The sequence below is a fragment of the Marichromatium purpuratum 984 genome (assembly GCF_000224005.2).
Classification (GTDB): domain Bacteria; phylum Pseudomonadota; class Gammaproteobacteria; order Chromatiales; family Chromatiaceae; genus Marichromatium; species Marichromatium purpuratum.
Map to the genome: position 1 here is coordinate 1,197,224 of NZ_CP007031.1, position 18,298 is coordinate 1,215,521.

Consider the following 18,298-nt stretch of genomic DNA (forward strand, 5'->3'; position numbering starts at 1 on the left):
GGTGCTTCGACGACGATGGCGCCACAGTCAGTCGCTGGAGGCGACTGACTGCGAGTGACGAGGATTGCTTTGCGTGCTTCGCGTCTTTGCGGTTGGGGACTTACAACTCGCGCGTGGCGGAGAAGCGGACCTCGGGCCAGCGCTCCTCGGCGAGGCTGAGGTTGACGCGGGTGGGGGCGAGATAGACGAGCTGGTCGTCGCCGTCGAGGGCGAGATATTCGTGGTTCTTGTCCTTGAAACGCTCGAACAGCTTGGCGTCGTCGCAGCTCACCCAGCGCGCGGTCTGCACGCTCACCGGCTCGACGATGGCGTCGACGCCGTACTCGTCCTTGAGGCGGTAGGCGGCGACGTCGAACTGCAGCACGCCGACCGCGCCGAGGATCATGTCGTTGTTCTTGAGCGGGCGGAAGACCTGGGTCGCGCCCTCCTCGGCGAGCTGCACCACGCCCTTCTGCAGCGCCTTCATCCGCAGCGGGTCCTTGAGCACCACGCGGCGGAACAGCTCGGGGGCGAAGTAGGGCACGCCTTCGTACTTGAGTTCCTCGCCCTCGGTGAAGGTGTCACCGATCTGGATGGTGCCGTGGTTGTGCAGACCGATGATGTCGCCCGGCCAGGCCTCCTCGACGTGACGGCGCTCGTCGGCCTGGAAGGTGATGGCGTTGGCGATCTGAATGGTGCGACCGATACGCACGTGGCGCATCTTCATGCCCTTGCGGTAGCAGCCCGAGCACACCCGCATGAAGGCCACGCGGTCGCGGTGGGCGGGGTCCATGTTCGCCTGGATCTTGAACACGAAGCCGGTGAAACCTTCCTCGGCGGGCTCGACCGGGCGCTGCAGGGTGTTGCGCGGGTGCGGGGCGGGCGCATAGTCGACGAAGGCGTCGAGCAGCTCGCGCACGCCGAAGTTGTTGATCGCCGAGCCGAAGAACACCGGGGTCTGACGTCCCGCGCGGTAGGCCTCGAGGTCGAACGGATCGCTCGCGCCCTCGACCAGCTCCAGCTCCTCGCGCAGCTCTGCGGCCTGGTCGCCGAGCAGCTCGTCCATGCGCGGGTTGTCGAGCCCGTCGATCACCTCGCCCTCGACGATGCGCCCGCCGTGCTGGGCGGAGAACAGGTGGGTGCGCCCGTCGCGCAGGTCGTAGACGCCACGGAAGCGCTTGCCCATGCCGATCGGCCAGGTCAGCGGCGCGCAGCGGATCTTCAGCACCTGCTCGATCTCGTCGAGGATCTCGATGGCATCGCGGCCTTCGCGATCGAGCTTGTTGACGAAAGTGAGGATCGGGGTGTCGCGCAGCCGGCAGACGTCCATCAGCTTGATGGTGCGGGCCTCGACGCCCTTGGCCACGTCGATCACCATCAGCGCCGAGTCGACTGCGGTGAGGGTGCGGTAGGTATCCTCGGAGAAGTCCTCGTGGCCGGGGGTGTCGAGCAGGTTGACGGTGGCCTCGCCGTAGGGGAACTGCATCACCGAGGAGGTCACCGAGATGCCGCGTTGCTTCTCCAGCTCCATCCAGTCTGAGGTGGCGTGACGGGCGGCCTTGCGCCCCTTGACCGTGCCCGCGAGCTGGATCGCGCCCCCGAACAGCAGGAGCTTCTCGGTGAGGGTGGTCTTACCGGCGTCGGGGTGGGAGATGATGGCGAAGGTACGACGTTTGTCGAGTTGCGCTTGAAGCTCGCTCATAGGGGGTGTCTGGCGTTGCTGGCTGCGGACTGGGGAAAACCGCCAATTATATCCCCGCGGCCCGGTTGCGTTCATCCGCCGGGTGGACGGATCGGGCGGGGAAATGGTTGAACCGCCAAGATACCGTCTTGCCCGTCAATCGCCGATCAAGCACACCAGCTTCGCCGACCGGAGGCTGGATGCTGATTCGAACCGCAAAGCCGCGAAGGGCGTGAAGAAGACTTGATGGAATCGAGGTCTCGGCGGTGGTGCCGGCTTCCCACGGTGGGTGGCAGCTGGTGACTGGTGACTGCAAGCCTTTCTTCTCTGCGCGTCCTTCGCGTCCTTCGCGTTCTTCGCGGCTTTGCGGTTCAATCCCCTTGGTAGCTGGTAGCTGGTAGCTGGTAGCTGGTAGCTGGTAGCTGATTCGAACCGCCAAGTCGCCAAGCGCACAAAGAATGTCGAGACGCGTTGACCCGCAGCGATCATTGAGCGCGCTCCTCTTGCTGGCGGCTGTCAGCTGGCTACTGGAAGCTGCAGATGTCGAGAGTCGTCGGTCGAAATACCCAGCCGAGTTCCCCCTTTGGCGATGAATCCCCCTAAATCCACCTTTGTTAAAGGGGGACTTTGGGTGAGCGTCTTGTTGCTTGCTCTTTCCCTTCTTCGCGCCCTTGGCGGCTTTGCGGTTCAATCCTCGTGACCGCTGACCGCTGACCGCTGACCGCTGACCGCTGACCGCTGACCGCTGACCGCTGACCGCTGACCGCTGACCGCTGACCGCTGGCTTGAGCCAGGGCCGCGCCGCACCAATCTCTGGCGGGTGCGCCGAGCCGGCGCGCGTTCATTCTCAAGCCTGCGCAGGAGTCGAGACGTGGAGACGACAGCGGTTGCCGATCTGATTCGTCGGGGGATGCCCGAGGCCGAGGTGGAGGTCACTGGCGATGGTGAGCACTTCGACGCGGTGGTGGTCAGCGAGCGGTTTGAGGGGCTGACGCCGCTGGCCAAGCAGCGGTTGGTGATGGAGACGGTCAAGGCGGAGATCGCCAGCGGTGCCTTGCACGCCATCTCGATCCGCACCCTGACCCCAGCGCAGCGCGCCGCGGGGTGAGGGCAGGGCGGGTGCCGCCTGCGCGGCACCCGGGCGACGCCTTGTGGCGTCGCCCGGCCCGTCTTACTCGATCTCGACCGGGATCTTGCCGATGCGCGCGCGCCACTCGGCCGGGCCGCTCTGGTGCACCGCTTCGCCGCGGCTGTCGACCGCGACCGTGACCGGCATGTCCTCGACCTCGAACTCGCGGATCGCCTCCATGCCCAGGTCCTCGAAGGCGACCAGGCGCGAGGACTTGATCGCCTTGGCCACCAGATAGGCCGCGCCACCGACGGCCATCAGATAGACCGCGCCGTGTCGCGCGATCGACGCCACCGCCGCCGGGCCGCGCTCGGCCTTGCCGACCATGCCGATCAGGCCGGTCTCGGCGAGCATCTGCTCGGTGAACTTGTCCATGCGCGTGGAGGTGGTGGGACCGGCCGGGCCGACCACCTCGTCACCGACCGGGTCGACCGGGCCGACGTAGTAGATGAAGCGGTTGGTGAGGTCGACCCCCTCGGGCAGCGACTCGCCGCGCGCGAGCATCTCGGTGATGCGCTTGTGCGCGGCATCGCGTCCGGTCAGCAGCTTGCCCGAGAGCAGCAGGCGCTCGCCCGGCTGCCACTCGGCGATCTGCTCGCGGGTGAGGGTGTCGAGATCGACCCGACGTGAGCCGGCGGCGCCGTCCCACTCCAGCGCCGGCCAGTCCTCCAGGCGCGGCGGCTCGAGCTTCGCCGGCCCGCTGCCGTCGAGGGTGAACTCGACGTGACGGGTGGCCGCGCAGTTGGGGATCATCGCCACCGGCAGCGAGGCTGCGTGGGTGGGGTAGGTGTGGATCTTGACGTCGAGCACGGTCGCCAGCCCGCCGAGCCCCTGGGCGCCGATGCCGAGCGCGTTGACCTTCTCCATCAGCTCCAGACGCAGCGCCTCGATCTCGTCCTCGGCGCCGCGCTGCTGCAGCTCGTGGATGTCGATCGGCTCCATCAGCGCCTCCTTGGCCATCAGCATCGCCTGCTCGGCCGAGCCGCCGACACCGATGCCGAGCATTCCCGGCGGGCACCAGCCGGCGCCCATGGTCGGCACCGTCTTCAGCACCCAGTCGACCAGGCTGTCGCTGGGGTTGAGGATGGCGAACTTGGACTTGTTCTCCGAACCGCCGCCCTTGGCGGCGATCTTCACCTCGAGGCTGTCGCCCGGCACCAGCTCCATGTGCACGATCGCCGGGGTGTTGTCGCGGGTGTTCTTGCGTGCCCCGATCGGCGGCGTGACCATCGAGGCGCGCAGCGGGTTGTCGGGGTGGGTGTAGGCGCGGCGCACGCCCTCGTCGACCATCGCCTGCACGCTCTTGTCGCTCTCCCAGCGCACCTCCATGCCGACCTTGAGGAAGACCACCACCATGCCGGTGTCCTGGCAGATCGGGCGCTGGCCCTCGGCGCACATCCGCGAGTTGACGAGGATCTGCGCCATGGCGTCCTTGGCCGCCGGCGATTCCTCGGCCTCGTAGGCTGCGGTCAGGGCGCGGATGTAGTCCTGCGGATGGTAGTAGGAGATGAACTGAAGGGCATCGGCGATGCTCTCGACGAAGTCAGACTCGCGAATGGTGGTCATCGTCTCTCGTGGCTGTTTGGCTGTGGGGGAGGGGCTCGCCGTCATTGATGGCGCGCCCTGTGTTGCAGTGGTCGCCATCGCCGGCGGCCGGTCTGTTCGCGCCAGTATATCAATCGGGTTTGACCTCCCGCCTCGCGCACGCACGCGCGTTCATTACATGGACGAGGGGTCAGAAACGCTCGATCGTCATTTTTTTCAAAAAAGGGGTTGCGCGATCAGGGGAGGGTCTGTAGTATACATGGCTCACGACGACAGGCGCATAGCTCAGTTGGTTAGAGCACCACCTTGACATGGTGGGGGTCGTTGGTTCGAGTCCAATTGCGCCTACCAAACACCGGGCCGTCAGTCTCCAAACGTCAGTATGCCCCACTACGGTGGCGACGACCAAGGAGACTGGCGGCTTTTTTTCATGTGATCCCTCGTATCGATCACCACTGAACACCCAAGGTCCGCGCATGCCTCAGATTACCCTTCCCGACGGCTCGACGCGTCAGTTCGACGCGCCGGTCAGTGTTCACGACGTCGCCGCATCCATCGGTCCCGGTCTCGCCAAGGCGGCGCTCGCCGGTCGCGTCGATGGCGAGCTGGTCGATACTTCCTATCGCATCGATCGCGATGTCGAACTCGCCATCGTCACCAGCAAGGACGAGGAGACCGCCCTCGAGCTGATCCGTCACGACGCCGCGCACGTGATGGCCCAGGCCGTCCAGGAACTCTACCCCGGCACCCAGGTCACCATCGGCCCGGCGATCGAGAACGGCTTCTACTACGACTTCGCCCGCGACGAGCCCTTCACCCCCGACGACCTCGAGCGGATCGAGGCGCGGATGCACGAGATCGTCAAGCGCAACCTGCCGATCGTGCGCGAGGAGCTGCCGCGCGAGGAGGCCAAGCGCGTGTTTGCCGAGCTGGGCGAGCACTACAAGGTCGAGATCATCGACGCCATCCCCGAAGGCGAGACCATCACCCTTTATCGCCAGGGTGAGTGGTTCGACGTCTGTCGCGGGCCGCACCTGCCGAGCACCGGCAAGCTCGGCAACGGCTTCAAGCTGACCAAGCTCGCCGGTGCCTACTGGCGCGGTGACGCGGCCAACGCCATGCTGCAGCGCATCTATGGCACCGCCTGGCGCGACAAGAAGGAACTCAAGGCCTATCTGCGTCGTCTGGAAGAGGCCGAGAAGCGCGATCACCGCAAGCTCGGCAAGCAGCTCGATCTCTTCCACTTCCAGGACGAGGCCCCGGGCATGGCCTTCTGGCACGCCAAGGGCCGGGTGGTCTACCGCCTCGCCGAGCAGTACATGCGCGAGAAGCTGGAAGAGTACGGCTACCAGGAGGTCGAGACCCCGCAGGTGCTCGACCGCTCGCTGTGGGAGCGCTCCGGGCACTGGGAGAAGTTCGCCGAGAGCATGTTCACCACCCAGCTCGACGATCGCGACTTCGCGATCAAGCCGATGAACTGCCCCGGCCACATCCAGCTCTACAACCAGGGGCTGAAGAGCTACCGCGACCTGCCGCTGCGCATGGCTGAGTTCGGCGTGGTCCATCGCAACGAGCCCTCCGGTACCCTCCACGGGCTGATGCGCGCGCGTCGCTTCACCCAGGACGACGCCCACGTCTTCTGCACCGAGGAGCAGCTCCAGCCCGAGGTCGCCACGCTCATCGACATGGTCTTCGAGACCTATCGCGACTTCGGCTTCGACAACATCGAGCTGGCGCTCTCGCTGCGCCCCGAGAAGCGGGTCGGCAGCGACGAACTCTGGGACAAGGCCGAGGCGGCGCTCGCCCACTCGCTCGACGCCAAGGGGCTCGAGTATCGCGTGCAGCCGGGCGAGGGCGCCTTCTACGGTCCCAAGATCGAGTTCACCCTGCACGACAGCATCGGTCGCGCCTGGCAGTGCGGTACCATCCAGGTCGACTTCTCGATGCCGGGCCGGCTCGGCGCGCACTACATCGCCGAGGACAACAGCAAGCAGACCCCGGTGATGATCCACCGCGCGGTGCTCGGCTCGGTCGAGCGTTTCATCGGTATCCTGATCGAGCACTACGCCGGTCTGCTGCCGTTGTGGCTGGCGCCGGTGCAGGTCGTGGTGCTCAATATCACCGATCGCCAGGCCGATTATGTCGGCGAGATCGCTAAGACCTTGCGTGCAAAGGGCTTGCGCGTCGAGACCGACTTGAGAAACGAGAAGATCGGCTTTAAAATCCGCGAGCACACCCTGCAGAGGGTGCCCTATCTGCTCGTCATCGGTGACCGCGAGGTAGAAACCCGCTCCGTCGCCGTGCGTGATCGCAAGGGCCAAGATCTCGGAACGCTCGAGCTCGACGCCTTTGTCGAGCGTGTAGGCGAGGAGATGACAAACCGAATCGCCTAACCCGGTCGGGCTGCGCGGACGACGATCGACGTTGCCTGATGCCCGATCGATCGTGATCTGTGCTTTTGGAGGAACCTGCTATCGCTGCACCAAAGAGAAACCGCGTCAACAAGGAAATCAACGTACAGGAGGTACGTCTGATCGGCGCGGACGGTAACCAGGTCGGCGTCATCAGTACGCGAGAGGCTCTCACCCTCGCCCAGGAAGCGTCGCTCGATCTGGTCGAGATCGTTCCTAATGCCGATCCGCCGGTGTGTCGGCTCATGGACTTCGGTCGTTTTCTCTTCGATCAGAAGAAAAAGAAGAACGAAGCCAAGAAGAAGCAAAAGCAGGTTCAGGTCAAGGAAGTCAAGTTCCGTCCTGGAACGGATCAGGGAGACTATCAGGTCAAACTACGCAACCTGACGCGTTTCCTGCAGGAAGGGGACAAGGCCAAGGTCACCATGCGTTTTCGTGGTCGCGAGCATGCTCACCGTGAACTCGGGCTCGAGCTGCTGCGGCGCGTGGAGAGCGACCTGGCCGAGATCAGCACCGTCGAGCAGCAGCCGCAGATGGAAGGGCGGCAGATGGTGATGGTGCTGGGCCCCAAGAAGAAATAGCGACACCGAACGGATCGTCGATCCTCTTCCCCGAAGAGCACGCCCCGGCGTGGCCGCCGCCCGATCGTCGTCGACACGACGGTCGGGCGATGTGGCGTCGTCGGTTCGTTGCCGTCGCTGTAAAAACAAAAGATCAGCAAATAGCGGAGTATCGAATGCCCAAGCTGAAATCCAACCGCGGAGCCGCGAAGCGCTTCAAGCGCACCGCATCCGGTTCGGTCAAGTGCAACGCCTCCCACCGGCGTCACATCCTGACCAAGAAGAGCACCAAGCGTAAGCGTCAGCTGCGTGCGCCGCAGCGCATCCACAAGTCGGATGTGCGTGCAGCGCTGCGCATGATCCCTTACTGCTAACCCGCTGATTCCAACCGGAGACTCCACATGCCACGAGTGAAACGCGGTGTTACCGCTCGCGCCCGCCACAAGAAGGTTCTGAACGAGGCCAAGGGTTATTACGGTGCCCGCCGCAAGGTCTATCGCGTCGCCAAGCAGGCCGTCATCAAGGCCGGCCAGTACGCCTATCGCGACCGTCGCCAGAAGAAGCGTCAGTTCCGCGCCCTGTGGATCGCCCGTATCAACGCCGCTGCGCGTGCCAACGGTCTGTCCTACAGCCGCCTGATCGCCGGTCTGAAGATGGCCGGCGTCGAGGTCGACCGCAAGGTGCTGGCCGACATCGCCTACCACGACAGCGTCGCCTTCGCCGCGCTCGCCGCTCAGGCGAAGGAAGCGCTGGCTTGAGGCGCGCGGCGTGGTCCGCCTCGGCTGACCACGCCGGTGACGGCGGTCGGTATGGGCGCGTGACGAGCGTCTGCCTGCAACACCTTCCCAGGGATCGGGTCGCTCGACAACGCCAGGGGTGCGTCGCCGAGATCGCGACCCGCCCCGCGCTCGCCGCCATCCCGCCTGCGTAGCCGCCGAACGGAAGAGGGAAAGGCCCCGGTCTTTCCCTCTTTTTGCGTCATGGGGCTGGCAGGCCGTTCAACAGACACCCCTGTCGGAAGATCCAGGTATGGCAGAAGAAATCGGACTCGATATCGACACCCTCTGCGAGACGGCGCTCGCGGCCATCGCCGCCGCCCCCGATCTCGCCACGCTCGATCAGGCGCGGGTGCGCTATCTTGGCAAGAGCGGCGAGCTGACCGCGTTGCTGAAACGGCTCGGCACCCTGCCGCCGGCCGAGCGTCCCGTCGCCGGGCAGCGCATCAACCAGGCCAAGGGCCAGGTCCAGAGCGCGCTCGACGCACGTCGCGAGACGCTGGAACAGGCCGCGCTCGAGGCCCGCCTCGCCGCCGAGCGCATCGACGTCACCCTCCCCGGACGCGGCACCCCCGCCGGCGGTCTGCACCCGGTCACCCGCGCGCTGCGCCGCATCGAGCGGCTGTTTGCCGACGCCGGCTTCGCCGTCGAGCAGGGCCCCGAGGTCGAGGACGCCTATCACAACTTCGAGGCGCTCAACATCCCCGCGCACCACCCCGCCCGGGCGATGCACGACACCTTCTATTTCAACGCCGAGCTGCTGCTGCGCACCCACACCTCGCCGGTGCAGGTGCGGGTGATGGAGGAGCAGGCGCCGCCGCTCAAGCTCATCGCCCCGGGGCGCGTCTATCGCTGCGACTCGGACCTGACCCACACCCCGATGTTCCATCAGGTCGAGGGTCTGGTGGTCGACGAGCAGATGAGCTTCGCCGACCTCAAGGGCGTGCTCTACGATTTCCTACGCAACTTCTTCGAGCGCGATCTGGAGCTGCGTTTCCGCCCCTCCTACTTCCCCTTCACCGAGCCCTCCGCCGAGGTCGACATCCAGTGCGTGATGTGCGGCGGCGACGGCTGCCGGGTGTGCAAGCACACCGGTTGGCTCGAGGTCTTGGGCTGCGGCATGGTCTACCCCGAGGTGTTCCGCCACGTCGGCATCGACCCCGACCGCCACCAGGGCTACGCCTTCGGCATGGGCGTGGAGCGGCTGGCGATGCTGCGCTACGGCATCGACGACCTCCGACTCTTCTTCGACAACGATCTGCGCTTCCTGCGACAGTTCGCCTGAGGCGCGCTGGAGCGCGCCGTGCGCCTGAGCCCAGGCGCGCGGCGCGCTCCGCTCGGGACGGCACCCGCGGGTGCCACGGAAAGCGCCGAGCCGCTCGGCCTTTCGCCAACATCTTCATCGAGGCCCCGGCACCGACGCGTGCCGGGACCGAAGCACAGGAAAGCGGGACATGCGATTCAGCGAGGCATGGCTGCGGGAGTGGGTCAACCCGCCGGTCGATACTCAGACTCTGGCCGATCAGCTCAGCATGGCAGGACTGGAAGTGGACGCGGTGGAGCCCGCCGCGGCCGCCTTCAGCGGCGTCGTGGTCGGTCTGGTGCAGGCGCTCGAACAGCACCCGGACGCCCAGAAGCTGCGCGTCTGCACCGTCGATGTCGGTGGCGACGCGCCGCTGCAGATCATCTGCGGTGCGGCCAACGTCGCCGTCGGCATGCGCGTGCCGGTGGCCACCATCGGCGCGCGGCTGCCGGGTGACTTCAAGATCAAGAAGGCCAAGCTGCGCGGCGTGCAGTCCTTCGGCATGATCTGCTCGGCGAGCGAACTCGGCCTCGCCGAGTCCTCCGAGGGCATCCTGCCGCTGCCCGAGGACGCGCCCATCGGCACCGACTTCCGCGCCTGGCTGGGGCTCGACGACCACTGCATTGAGGTCGACCTGACCCCGGACCGCGGCGACTGTCTGAGCATCGCTGGGCTCGCCCGCGAGGTCGGGGTGATCAACCGCACCGCGCTCACCCGCCCCGATTTCGCCCCGGTCGCGCCCGTCTGCGACGATCGCGTCGAGGTCCGCCTGCTCGCCGAGGAGGCCTGCCCGCGCTATCTCTGCCGCGTGGTGCGCGGCATCGACACCAGCGCCGCCACGCCGATGTGGATGCAGGAGCGGCTGCGCCGCAGCGGCGTGCGCGCCATCTCCCCGGTGGTCGATGTCACCAACTACGTGCTGCTCGAACTCGGCCAGCCGTTGCACGGCTTCGATCTCGCTCGTGTCGAGGGCGAGATCCAGGTGCGCATGGCCGCCCCCGGCGAGCGCCTCGTGCTGCTCGACGACAGCGAGATCGAGCTGCGCGCCGACACCCTGGTGATCGCCGACGCCAGCCGTCCGCTGGCCGTCGCCGGCATCATGGGCGGGGCCGGCTCCGGCGTCGGCGCGGAGACCCGCGACGTGCTCCTCGAGAGCGCCTTCTTCTCGCCGCTGGCCGTCAGCGGCAAGGCGCGCAGCTACGGCCTGCACACCGACTCCTCGCACCGCTTCGAGCGCGGCGTCGACCCCGAGCTGCAGCGCCAGGCGATCGAGCGCGCCACCGCGCTGCTGTTGGCGATCGCCGGCGGCACCCCCGGCCCGGTGGTCGAGGCGGTGGCCGAGTCGGCGCTGCCGCAACGCGCCGCGCTCACCCTGCGCGAGGCGCGGGTGGGGCAGGTGCTCGGCGTCGAGCTGGAGCGCGAGACCATCGTCGACATCCTCGAGCGTCTCGGCATGACGCTCGAGACGGTTGAGGGCGGCTGGCGCGTCACCCCGCCGAGCGCGCGTTTCGACCTGCTCCACGAGGTCGACCTGATCGCCGACATCGGGCGTATCTACGGCTACGACAACATCCCGGTGCGCCAGGCCACCACCAGCAGCGCCATGCGCCCGGTGCCCGAGGGCGCCTTCGAGGCCGATCGCGCGCGACTCGCGCTGGTCGATCGAGGCTATCACGAGGTCATCACCTACAGCTTCGTCGCCCCCGAGCTGCAGGCGCGCATCGACCCCGAGCGCGAGCCGCTGAAACTCGCCAACCCGATCAGCAGCGAACTCTCCTGCATGCGCACCAGCCTGTGGCCAGGTCTGCTGCAGTGCGCCCGCCACAACCAGGCGCGCCAGCAGGCGCGGGTGCGTATCTTCGAGAGCGGGCTGCGCTTCATCCCCGAGTCCGAGGGGCTGGCCCAGCGCGAGGCCATCGGTGGCCTCAGTCTCGGCGCGGTGGCGCCCGAGCAGTGGGGGCAGGGTGAGCGCGCGGCCGACTTCTTCGACCTCAAGGCCGACGTCGAGGCGCTGCTCGCGCTCACCGGCGCGCCCGAGCGCTTCGCCTTCGTCGCCGCCGTCCACCCGGCGCTGCACCCGGGGCAGAGCGCGCGCATCGACTGCGACGGCGCGCCGATCGGCTGGATCGGCATGCTCCACCCGGCGCTCGCCGCCGAACTCGACCTCGACGGCAACGCCTTCCTCTTCGAGCTGGAACTGGCCCCGCTGGATCTCGGCGTCGCGCCGCGCTTCAGTCCGATCTCGCGCTTCCCCAGCATCCGCCGCGATCTCGCCATCGTGGTCGATGCCGAGGTCGACTTCGCCGCCGTCGCCGCCTGCGCCCGCGCCGCCGGCTCCGAGCTGCTGCGCGACCTGGTGCTGTTCGACGTCTACGCCGGCGACAACATCGAGAAAGGACGAAAAAGTCTGGCTTTGGGATTGATTTTACAGGCTTCTTCTCAGACACTTACCGAAGAAGTGATCGACGACGCGGTGGGCCGCATCCTGGCCCGGTTGACGTCCGAACTTGACGCACGATTGAGGGATTGACGGTATGGCTTTGACCAAAGCCGACATGGCTGAACATCTGTTCGACGAATTGGGGCTCAACAAGCGCGAGGCCAAGGACATCGTCGAGATGTTCTTCGAGGAGATCCGCACCGCGCTCGAGCGCGGCGAACAGGTCAAGCTGTCCGGGTTCGGCAATTTCGATCTGCGCGAGAAGAAGGAGCGCCCCGGCCGCAACCCCAAGACCGGGGAAGAGATCCCGATCACCGCGCGTCGCGTCGTCACCTTCCGTCCAGGCCAAAAGCTCAAATCGCGGGTGGAAGCCTATGCCGGAAACGAAAGGTAGCGTCGGCAGCCAGGGGGAGGGCGAACTCCCGCCCATCCCCGGCAAGCGCTATTTCACCATCGGTGAGGTCAGCGAGCTGTGCGGCGTCAAGCCGCACGTGCTGCGCTACTGGGAGCAGGAGTTCCCCCAGCTCAAACCGGTGAAACGGCGCGGCAACCGCCGCTACTATCAGCGCCACGACGTGCTGATGGTGCGCCAGATCCGCAACCTGCTCTACGACCAGGGTTTCACCATCGGTGGCGCCCGTCAGCAGCTCAGCGGCGAGGGCGCACGCAACGACCTCAACCAGACGCACCAACTGCTCCGGCAGATGCGTCTGGAACTCGAAGAGATCCTTCAGGTCCTGAGGCGTTGACAAGAGACCACTAGCCCGATAATATGATGGTCTCTTCACGGGGCGTAGCGCAGCCTGGTAGCGCACCTGAATGGGGTTCAGGTGGTCGGAGGTTCAAATCCTCTCGCCCCGACCAAAATAAAGCATCAGAATCAAGCGGCTACGTAGATTTACGTAGCCGCTTTTTTCTTGCCTGCACCGTCGGTGTGCCGGATAGTGTGCGAAACTGCTCGCACAGGGGTTTCGATCTTGGCGGCATATTCCGCCAGATGTTCGGGGGCGAGGTGGGCGTATTTCTGCACCATCCCCAGATCGCTCCAGCCGCCGAGCTCCTGCAGAACGTGCAGCGGGGTACCGCCCTGCACGTGCCAGCTCGCCCACGTGTGACGCAAGTCATGCCACCTGAAGTTCTCGATCCCGGCGCGCCTCAACGCTTTTCTCCACGCTCCCCCTCCCGCCTTGGCGACCGGCATCCACTTGATCTCGCCGTCCGCCGGGTCCGTCCGGCGAAAGACAAAGACTCGGCGGGGGTGTCGCCCTTGCCACCGGCGCAATACCAGTACGGCGTCGGTGTTGAGAGGGATGCCGATGGCGCGCCGAGCCTTGGCCTGATCGGCGTGAATCCAGGCGACTCGGCGTGCCAGGTCAACTTGGCTCCACTCGAGCCCCGTCACATTGGACTCACGCAATCCGGTCGATAGCGAGAAGCGCGCCATGTCCGCTAAATGCTCCGGCAGCTCCGCGATCAATCGATCTGCCTCATCCCTGGTCAACCACCGTATGCGCTTCTGCGGCTCCGGCAAGAGGGGGATGGTAGGCGCGTGATCGATCCACTCCCAATTGCGCTCGGCGCGCCGCAAGATCGCGTGCGCGACCGACAGCATCCGGTTGATCGTGGCGTTGCTGACGTTTGTCGCGCTGCGCGCCGCCGCCAACGCGCGCAGCTTGGAGCGGGTGATCTCGTCAAGCATCAGCCCTGCGAAATGCGGATCGATCCAGCGCAGGTGGTAGAGATCATCCTCGTGGCTGGCCTTGTGTGATGTCTCCTCGATCCATCGCACCACCGCCTCTTCCCAGCTCCGGCGTGGCTTCTCGCCCATGCGAGCGCGACGCCAGTGCTCGCCTTTCAGTTTCGCTTCGTACTCCTCTGCTGCTTTCTTGTCCGCGGTGCCAGTAGACTGGCGTATCTCTTTGCCGCCCGCCGTGAATCGACACCACCAGTATCGGCTGTTCTTCCTGCGGTAGAGCATCTCTCACTCCTCGGCTCCGCCGCTCGCGCTGCACGGTCAGCATAGTGACCGCGCAGCCAGTCGGCCAGATCATCGTCGATGAAGACCCAGTGCTTCCCCGGCTTCGCGCTCGGGATCTCGCCAGCGACAGCGCGCCGGCGCAGCGTCTCTGGGTGCATCCGCAGGAACTCTGCGGCCTCGTGCAGGTCGAGCGTCCTCATCGCGACCACTCCAGGCTGCGCCACTCATGCCGCCCCGCTCGCACAGTTACCGACCGCACCCCGGGCCGCCGCGCCCGCCGCCGGCCGATCCAGCGCGCGACAGTATGGCGATCGGCGTCGACCGCATCGGCTGCAGCGCTGATGCTTGCGCCGTGCTCGACCAGGTCGCGGGCGCGACGGCGAGCGGTTTCGGGGTGTGGTGTACTCATACCGCCATCTCCATTTGCGCGTCGCGCCTCGGCCCGTACTGATACTCCAGACGCACTCCTCGCAGCGCCTCGACTGCGCTGGCTCTCTGGAGCCAGATCGATTTCAGCTTCCCGTTCCCCCCTAGATCCTCGCCCATGGCGAGCTGCGCGCGCGTTATGTGGACGCCGGCGTGGACGAGGCAGTCCATCGCAGCCTCGATCTCGCGGATGGCTGGGGCGTCGTCTGGCACGACAGGACCGTCTTTGCCCCAGCTCATCGCAGTCCACCTCGCTCAGTCGCCCTTCCGTGCCGCCGCGCGACCTCCAGCGCCAAGACCTCGCGATTGCCATTGGTCTCGGCTGGGCCGACGATGCCACTGCACTCCATCTCCTCGATCAGGCGCGCGGCGCGGTTGTAGCCGATCTTGAGCCGGCGCTGCACCCCGGAGATGGAGGCGTGGCGGGTCTCGGTGACGATCTGCACCGCCTCGTCGAGCAGCGGGTCGGCGGCCTCGGCGTCGCTGCCCCGCACCCTGCCGAGACCGAACACCGTCTCGAGCCGCGCGAGCAGGTTGCGCAGCTGCAGCGCGAACAGCGCGAACTCGGTCTCGAAGCGCACCGCCGGGTCCTCGATCTCGTCGTCGAGGGTATCGAGCAGCCCCTCGGTCATGCGCAGCCGCCTCAGAGACAGGTCGTCGGCGAGGGTGAAGCTGAAGCGCTCGTCCCAGGTCAGCGCAAGCTTGACCGCGCGCTTGCCGGTGCGCAGGTGGGCGAGCGCCTCGTCGCTGGTGGGGTCGCCACCGCTGATCCGCACCACGTCGGCCTCGTCGCTGGGGTCGCGCAGCTCGCAGGCGTCGCCGACGGTGAAGTAGGCCGGGGCGGTGTCGTCGAGCAGCCAGCGCGAGAGCACCTCGGCGGGGTGCTCGCTCGTCGGTGCTGGCGGTCGTGCCGACAGGCCGCCCAGGGTCTCGCGCAGCAGCGAGACGACATCCTCGGCCTGCTTCTCGGTGGCCGCGTCGATCACCATCCAGCCACTCTTGGTGTCGAGGTAGGCGAGGGTGCGGCGCGAGCGGGTGAAGGCGCGCGGCAGCATCTCGTCGACGATCTGCTCGCGCAGCCGACGCCGCTCGGTGCGCCCGACCTCGCGCGACTCGCCGGCCTCGATCTCACCGATACGCTCCTCCAGTGCCTCCTTTACCGCCGCCGTCGGCAGCAGACGCTCCTGCTTGCGCGCGCAGATCAGCAGACAGCCCTCGAGGGGGTGGACCAGTGCACCGCCGTCCTCGCCGAGCGGCGCGCTCCAGCCCATGGTCGCGGTCTCCAGCGGACCGCAGGGTCGGAACCGACGTCCGGCGAGCTGGGTCTCCAGCTCCTGACCGTCGATGCGGACGGGTTGCTCGAGACGATAGAGTCTGGCGTTCTTGAACATGCGATCTCCTTGCCCGGCTTGGCGCCGGGCATGCTGGCAAATGCGTCAGAAGCGAACGGCTCGCGTCTCTAGGCTGTCGTCCAGTAGGTGGTCGTCCAGGTAGTTGCGCCGCTCGTGCTCGGCGCGCTCAATCTCGGCGCGATGACTGGGACCGATCGGGATCGTGCGCGACAGGTCGAGCCACTCGTCGATCGCGTCCACATCCTTGGCGGACGCGATACCGGTCAGGATGCGGTCGATGGTGAGCGGCGGCGCGGCAGATTGGTCCTGGCCCTGGTCCTGGCCGCTCTCGTCCGACGGCGGATTGGCGGTCGGGTCGCCCTCCTCATCCATCAGCTCCCGCTCGATCCGCTCGACAGTCATCGGGTCGACGCCGCGCTTGCGCCGCCACGACCCGTCGGCCGTGCGAGCCCGGCTCGACGAGTGGATGCGCTCATCCCAGGGGATGCCGCGGGCGTCGACGGCGTCGTCTCCGTCGCCGAGGCTGCCGTCGACCTCCTCCGGTGCCTGCTCTGAGGTGGTGCTCAGCGCGGCATTGCTTTGCGCTGAGGCCGCGTCAGCGCTGGTGCTGGGGCCGGTGCTGGAGTGGTGACCGGTGGTCGGCTTGAGGTTACCCCCCTCCGGCGTAACCGACGGCTGCTGGCCGCCTGCGATGGGGCTCTCGCGCTCGACGCTGGCCGCGAGATGAGTGTTAAGGTCAACCACCGTAGCGGCCACAGCGCGCTCCGGCAGCCGATCCTCATCTGCCTCGGCAGTCATCGCATCTGCCATCTCGATCGACATCGGCAGGTACTTGAAGAGGCGGCGCATGACGGTCTTGCGTGCCATCTCGCTCCAATCGGTCACCCAGGGGCCGTTGCCTCCGGCCCGCGACCGCTTACGGACCGCCTCGACTTCAGCGCGCGTCATGACTTCGTATTGGATGCCGCCGTCACGCAGCTTGGCGACGGCGTAGACGTGCGTTACCTGGCCGGGGTCTTCGTCGGTACTGGGAATGTGGCGCAACTTCTCCTCAAGGCCGTACTCCAGCTCGAAGGTGTCGCGGGCATAGACCACGCGCGCGGTGATCGACTGGATCTCGCCGGAGCGACGCGCGAGCGCGATCATGCCGCGATAACCGATGATCAGCGTGCATTCAGTCTTGTAGGGGACGAGGTAGGCGTGCCCCATAGCCGAGCCGACTTCCAGGCCGAGCTGGCTCGCCTTGACGATCGCGCTCATGAGGCTGGTCGGGTTGCAATCCAGCAGCCTTGGATTCGTGCGCAGTTCGCCGAGCGCGACACGGCTCAGACGCTCGGCGGTCAAGTGCTTGGGCAGCGCCGCCGCGATGCTGTCGCGGTTCCTCTCCATCATCTGTGCGATGGTGGTGTAGTTCTGCTTCTGGGCAGGCAGCATGTCAGGTCCTCCTCACAGCGCCCAGGGCGCCAGTTCAATGGGTGAAATCTCGGTCGGATAGCCGGGCCAGCTCCCGGTGTCGACGCACTCTCGGTATGCATCCATCGCGCGGCGGATGCGGACGCCCCCGGCGTGCAGCTCACGCTCGCCGAGCTGGTAGAGCGCGACGCCGTGCGGCGGCTCGCTCTCGACGACGATGAACACGAAAGTCCGCTCGCCGAGGCCGGTGGCGCGGGCCGCGTCGATGTAGTGCGCCGCCTGCATGTGGTAGCGCCACTGCCCGACCGCACGACGGAAGCCTTGCTCACTGGCGTCGGCGGCGGTCTTGAGGTCGACGATCACCTGATGGCCGCCGCAGACCCAATCAGCACGCGCCTTGCAGGAGACGCCGTCGCGCTCCCACAGCATCGTCACCTCGGGGTCACCATCGGCGAGCAGGGCGCGGGCGAACGGCTGGGCTATGACGGCGTCGCGCATCGCCTGCGCTCGCGTCATCTGGTCGGCGGTCACCACCAGCAGTCCTCGCGCCTCGGCGTCAGCCTGGAACTCTGCCCACTCCGCCTTGCCTGCCTTCGTGCGCCGATCGACGACCGGCGCAACGGTGTACTCCTCAAGGTCTGGCGTCAGCGTGAGCGCATGCACCAGGGTGCCGAGCGCCTGAGCCTGGGTCGGTTTGTGCGGCGACTCGATCGCGTGCCGGTAGTGCATCGGGCTGCGCTCGATGAGCATCAGGCCGTGCGAGGAGATCGCAGGCAGTCGCAGATAGGTTTCGAATGGGATGCCGTGATGCACGCCCAGCGGATACCCATCGACGCTGGCGTAATCCGCCGCCACAGCTACAGCACTCACGCCCCACCTCCCGCCGCTAACGCGACCAGCAGCAGTGCGCCCACCAGCGTCGCGGCGACGCCAATACCCAACGCCCGATCAGCCCGGGCGAGCAGCTCCATCAGATCAGGCCGCATCACGTGCCTCCCGCTCCACCCCATCAGGGATATCAGCCAGTAGTCGAGCGCACAGCTCGGTCACGCCCTGCAGTGCGGCAGCGCAGTGATAGACGCAGTCCTCGTCGAGGGCGCCGGCGGGTGCGACCTGGCGGGCGCGGTGCAGGCCGATGGCGATGTCGAGCGCCGAGACGATCTCGTCGCGCAGCGCAGGGATCGGCCAGCTCGACCGCGCGAACTCATCGCCGGCCTCGCTGCAGCCAGCCCGGTCGAGACACGCCTCGACGTCATCGTCGGCGTTGTGCCCGGCGATCATCCGCCGGAGATCGTCGATAGCCAT

Annotated in this window: 16 protein-coding genes, 2 tRNA genes and 3 pseudogenes; 11 read left to right on the forward strand and 10 right to left on the reverse strand. The window is 66.8% G+C overall.

Annotation, left to right across the window (positions count from 1 at the left end):
* Window positions 1-100 precede the first annotated feature (100 nt).
* Window positions 101-1,681: a peptide chain release factor 3 gene (locus MARPU_RS05440; protein ID WP_005220590.1), complete on the reverse strand. Its 1,581-nt coding sequence runs from the start codon at window positions 1,679-1,681 to the stop codon at window positions 101-103.
* Window positions 1,682-2,531: 850 nt separating this feature from the next.
* On the opposite strand from MARPU_RS05440, the gene MARPU_RS05445 reads away from it, so the two are divergent.
* Window positions 2,532-2,768: a BolA family protein gene (locus MARPU_RS05445; protein ID WP_005220592.1), complete on the forward strand. Its 237-nt coding sequence runs from the start codon at window positions 2,532-2,534 to the stop codon at window positions 2,766-2,768.
* 63 nt (window positions 2,769-2,831) lie between these two features.
* Here MARPU_RS05445 and MARPU_RS05450 read toward each other — a convergent pair whose 3' ends face one another.
* Entirely contained in the window at window positions 2,832-4,355 is a 1,524-nt protein-coding gene (locus MARPU_RS05450; RefSeq protein ID WP_005220595.1) for a fumarate hydratase, read from the reverse strand.
* A gap of 253 nt (window positions 4,356-4,608) precedes the next feature.
* Here MARPU_RS05450 and MARPU_RS05455 point away from each other — a divergent pair.
* From MARPU_RS05455 to MARPU_RS05500, 10 genes are all read left to right on the forward strand, one after another.
* A tRNA-Val gene (locus MARPU_RS05455) sits at window positions 4,609-4,685 on the forward strand.
* 125 nt (window positions 4,686-4,810) lie between these two features.
* Window positions 4,811-6,727: a threonine--tRNA ligase gene (gene thrS / locus MARPU_RS05460; protein ID WP_005220596.1), complete on the forward strand. Its 1,917-nt coding sequence runs from the start codon at window positions 4,811-4,813 to the stop codon at window positions 6,725-6,727.
* 65 nt (window positions 6,728-6,792) lie between these two features.
* Complete coding sequence (infC, locus tag MARPU_RS05465; protein WP_025275132.1) at window positions 6,793-7,326, forward strand: translation initiation factor IF-3; 534 nt, start codon at window positions 6,793-6,795, stop codon at window positions 7,324-7,326.
* 155 nt (window positions 7,327-7,481) lie between these two features.
* Window positions 7,482-7,679 (forward strand): 50S ribosomal protein L35, encoded by a 198-nt coding sequence (gene rpmI / locus MARPU_RS05470; RefSeq protein WP_005220599.1) that lies wholly within the window; start codon window positions 7,482-7,484, stop codon window positions 7,677-7,679.
* Between the two features lie 27 nt (window positions 7,680-7,706).
* A complete protein-coding gene (rplT, locus tag MARPU_RS05475) occupies window positions 7,707-8,063 on the forward strand; it encodes a 50S ribosomal protein L20 (RefSeq protein WP_005220602.1) in 357 nt (118 codons plus the stop codon).
* Between the two features lie 271 nt (window positions 8,064-8,334).
* Window positions 8,335-9,366: a phenylalanine--tRNA ligase subunit alpha gene (gene pheS, locus MARPU_RS05480; protein WP_005220604.1), complete on the forward strand. Its 1,032-nt coding sequence runs from the start codon at window positions 8,335-8,337 to the stop codon at window positions 9,364-9,366.
* A gap of 169 nt (window positions 9,367-9,535) precedes the next feature.
* On the forward strand, window positions 9,536-11,914 hold the full coding sequence (pheT, locus tag MARPU_RS05485) for a phenylalanine--tRNA ligase subunit beta (RefSeq protein ID WP_005220606.1): 2,379 nt from the start codon (window positions 9,536-9,538) through the stop codon (window positions 11,912-11,914).
* Window positions 11,915-11,918: 4 nt separating this feature from the next.
* Complete coding sequence (gene ihfA, locus MARPU_RS05490) at window positions 11,919-12,218, forward strand: integration host factor subunit alpha (RefSeq protein WP_005220608.1); 300 nt, start codon at window positions 11,919-11,921, stop codon at window positions 12,216-12,218.
* Window positions 12,199-12,573 carry a MerR family transcriptional regulator gene (locus tag MARPU_RS05495; protein WP_005220610.1) on the forward strand — a complete coding sequence of 125 codons (375 nt, stop codon included), beginning with the start codon at window positions 12,199-12,201 and terminating at the stop codon, window positions 12,571-12,573. Before ihfA ends, MARPU_RS05495 begins: the two co-directional genes overlap by 20 nt.
* A 38-nt stretch (window positions 12,574-12,611) precedes the next feature.
* Window positions 12,612-12,688: transfer RNA gene (locus MARPU_RS05500), tRNA-Pro, on the forward strand.
* Window positions 12,689-12,722: 34 nt separating this feature from the next.
* Here MARPU_RS05500 and MARPU_RS05505 read toward each other — a convergent pair.
* The 8 genes and pseudogenes from MARPU_RS05505 to MARPU_RS05535 all read right to left on the reverse strand — a co-directional run bounded on the left by MARPU_RS05505 (window position 12,723) and on the right by MARPU_RS05535 (window position 18,298).
* Window positions 12,723-13,802, reverse strand: a complete 1,080-nt coding sequence (locus MARPU_RS05505; protein ID WP_005220612.1) for a tyrosine-type recombinase/integrase — start codon at window positions 13,800-13,802, stop codon at window positions 12,723-12,725.
* 56 nt (window positions 13,803-13,858) lie between these two features.
* A pseudogene (locus tag MARPU_RS18140) lies at window positions 13,859-14,002 on the reverse strand (helix-turn-helix domain-containing protein); the annotation flags it as partial.
* A gap of 205 nt (window positions 14,003-14,207) precedes the next feature.
* Window positions 14,208-14,468 (reverse strand): hypothetical protein, encoded by a 261-nt coding sequence (locus MARPU_RS05515; RefSeq protein ID WP_005220614.1) that lies wholly within the window; start codon window positions 14,466-14,468, stop codon window positions 14,208-14,210.
* Window positions 14,465-14,716: pseudogene (locus MARPU_RS18145) on the reverse strand (DNA translocase FtsK); the annotation flags it as partial. The gene MARPU_RS05515 and the pseudogene MARPU_RS18145, both read right to left, overlap by 4 nt.
* A 75-nt stretch (window positions 14,717-14,791) precedes the next feature.
* Window positions 14,792-15,619, reverse strand: a pseudogene (locus tag MARPU_RS05520) (recombination-associated protein RdgC); the annotation flags it as partial.
* Between the two features lie 45 nt (window positions 15,620-15,664).
* The gene (gene recT, locus MARPU_RS17030) at window positions 15,665-17,014 is read right to left on the reverse strand and encodes a recombination protein RecT (RefSeq protein WP_005220619.1); all 1,350 of its coding nucleotides are present in this window, start codon (window positions 17,012-17,014) and stop codon (window positions 15,665-15,667) included.
* Window positions 17,015-17,026: 12 nt separating this feature from the next.
* On the reverse strand, window positions 17,027-17,863 hold the full coding sequence (locus MARPU_RS05530; RefSeq protein ID WP_005220624.1) for a PD-(D/E)XK nuclease-like domain-containing protein: 837 nt from the start codon (window positions 17,861-17,863) through the stop codon (window positions 17,027-17,029).
* A 105-nt stretch (window positions 17,864-17,968) separates the two neighbouring features.
* Window positions 17,969-18,298 (reverse strand): hypothetical protein, encoded by a 330-nt coding sequence (locus MARPU_RS05535; protein ID WP_005220625.1) that lies wholly within the window; start codon window positions 18,296-18,298, stop codon window positions 17,969-17,971.

What these genes read in the sequence shown, in the direction of transcription:
- MARPU_RS05440 (WP_005220590.1), bottom strand. Translation starts at nt 1,681, where the DNA reads ATGAGCGAGCTTCAAGCGCAACTCGACAAACGTCGTACCTTCGCCATC.
- MARPU_RS05450 (WP_005220595.1), bottom strand. Translation starts at nt 4,355, where the DNA reads ATGACCACCATTCGCGAGTCTGACTTCGTCGAGAGCATCGCCGATGCC.
- thrS (WP_005220596.1), top strand. Translation starts at nt 4,811, where the DNA reads ATGCCTCAGATTACCCTTCCCGACGGCTCGACGCGTCAGTTCGACGCG.
- rpmI (WP_005220599.1), top strand. Translation starts at nt 7,482, where the DNA reads ATGCCCAAGCTGAAATCCAACCGCGGAGCCGCGAAGCGCTTCAAGCGC.
- rplT (WP_005220602.1), top strand. Translation starts at nt 7,707, where the DNA reads ATGCCACGAGTGAAACGCGGTGTTACCGCTCGCGCCCGCCACAAGAAG.
- pheS (WP_005220604.1), top strand. Translation starts at nt 8,335, where the DNA reads ATGGCAGAAGAAATCGGACTCGATATCGACACCCTCTGCGAGACGGCG.
- pheT (WP_005220606.1), top strand. Translation starts at nt 9,536, where the DNA reads ATGCGATTCAGCGAGGCATGGCTGCGGGAGTGGGTCAACCCGCCGGTC.
- ihfA (WP_005220608.1), top strand. Translation starts at nt 11,919, where the DNA reads ATGGCTTTGACCAAAGCCGACATGGCTGAACATCTGTTCGACGAATTG.
- MARPU_RS05495 (WP_005220610.1), top strand. Translation starts at nt 12,199, where the DNA reads ATGCCGGAAACGAAAGGTAGCGTCGGCAGCCAGGGGGAGGGCGAACTC.
- MARPU_RS05505 (WP_005220612.1), bottom strand. Translation starts at nt 13,802, where the DNA reads ATGCTCTACCGCAGGAAGAACAGCCGATACTGGTGGTGTCGATTCACG.
- MARPU_RS05515 (WP_005220614.1), bottom strand. Translation starts at nt 14,468, where the DNA reads ATGAGCTGGGGCAAAGACGGTCCTGTCGTGCCAGACGACGCCCCAGCC.
- recT (WP_005220619.1), bottom strand. Translation starts at nt 17,014, where the DNA reads ATGCTGCCTGCCCAGAAGCAGAACTACACCACCATCGCACAGATGATG.
- MARPU_RS05535 (WP_005220625.1), bottom strand. Translation starts at nt 18,298, where the DNA reads ATGGCTATCGACGATCTCCGGCGGATGATCGCCGGGCACAACGCCGAC.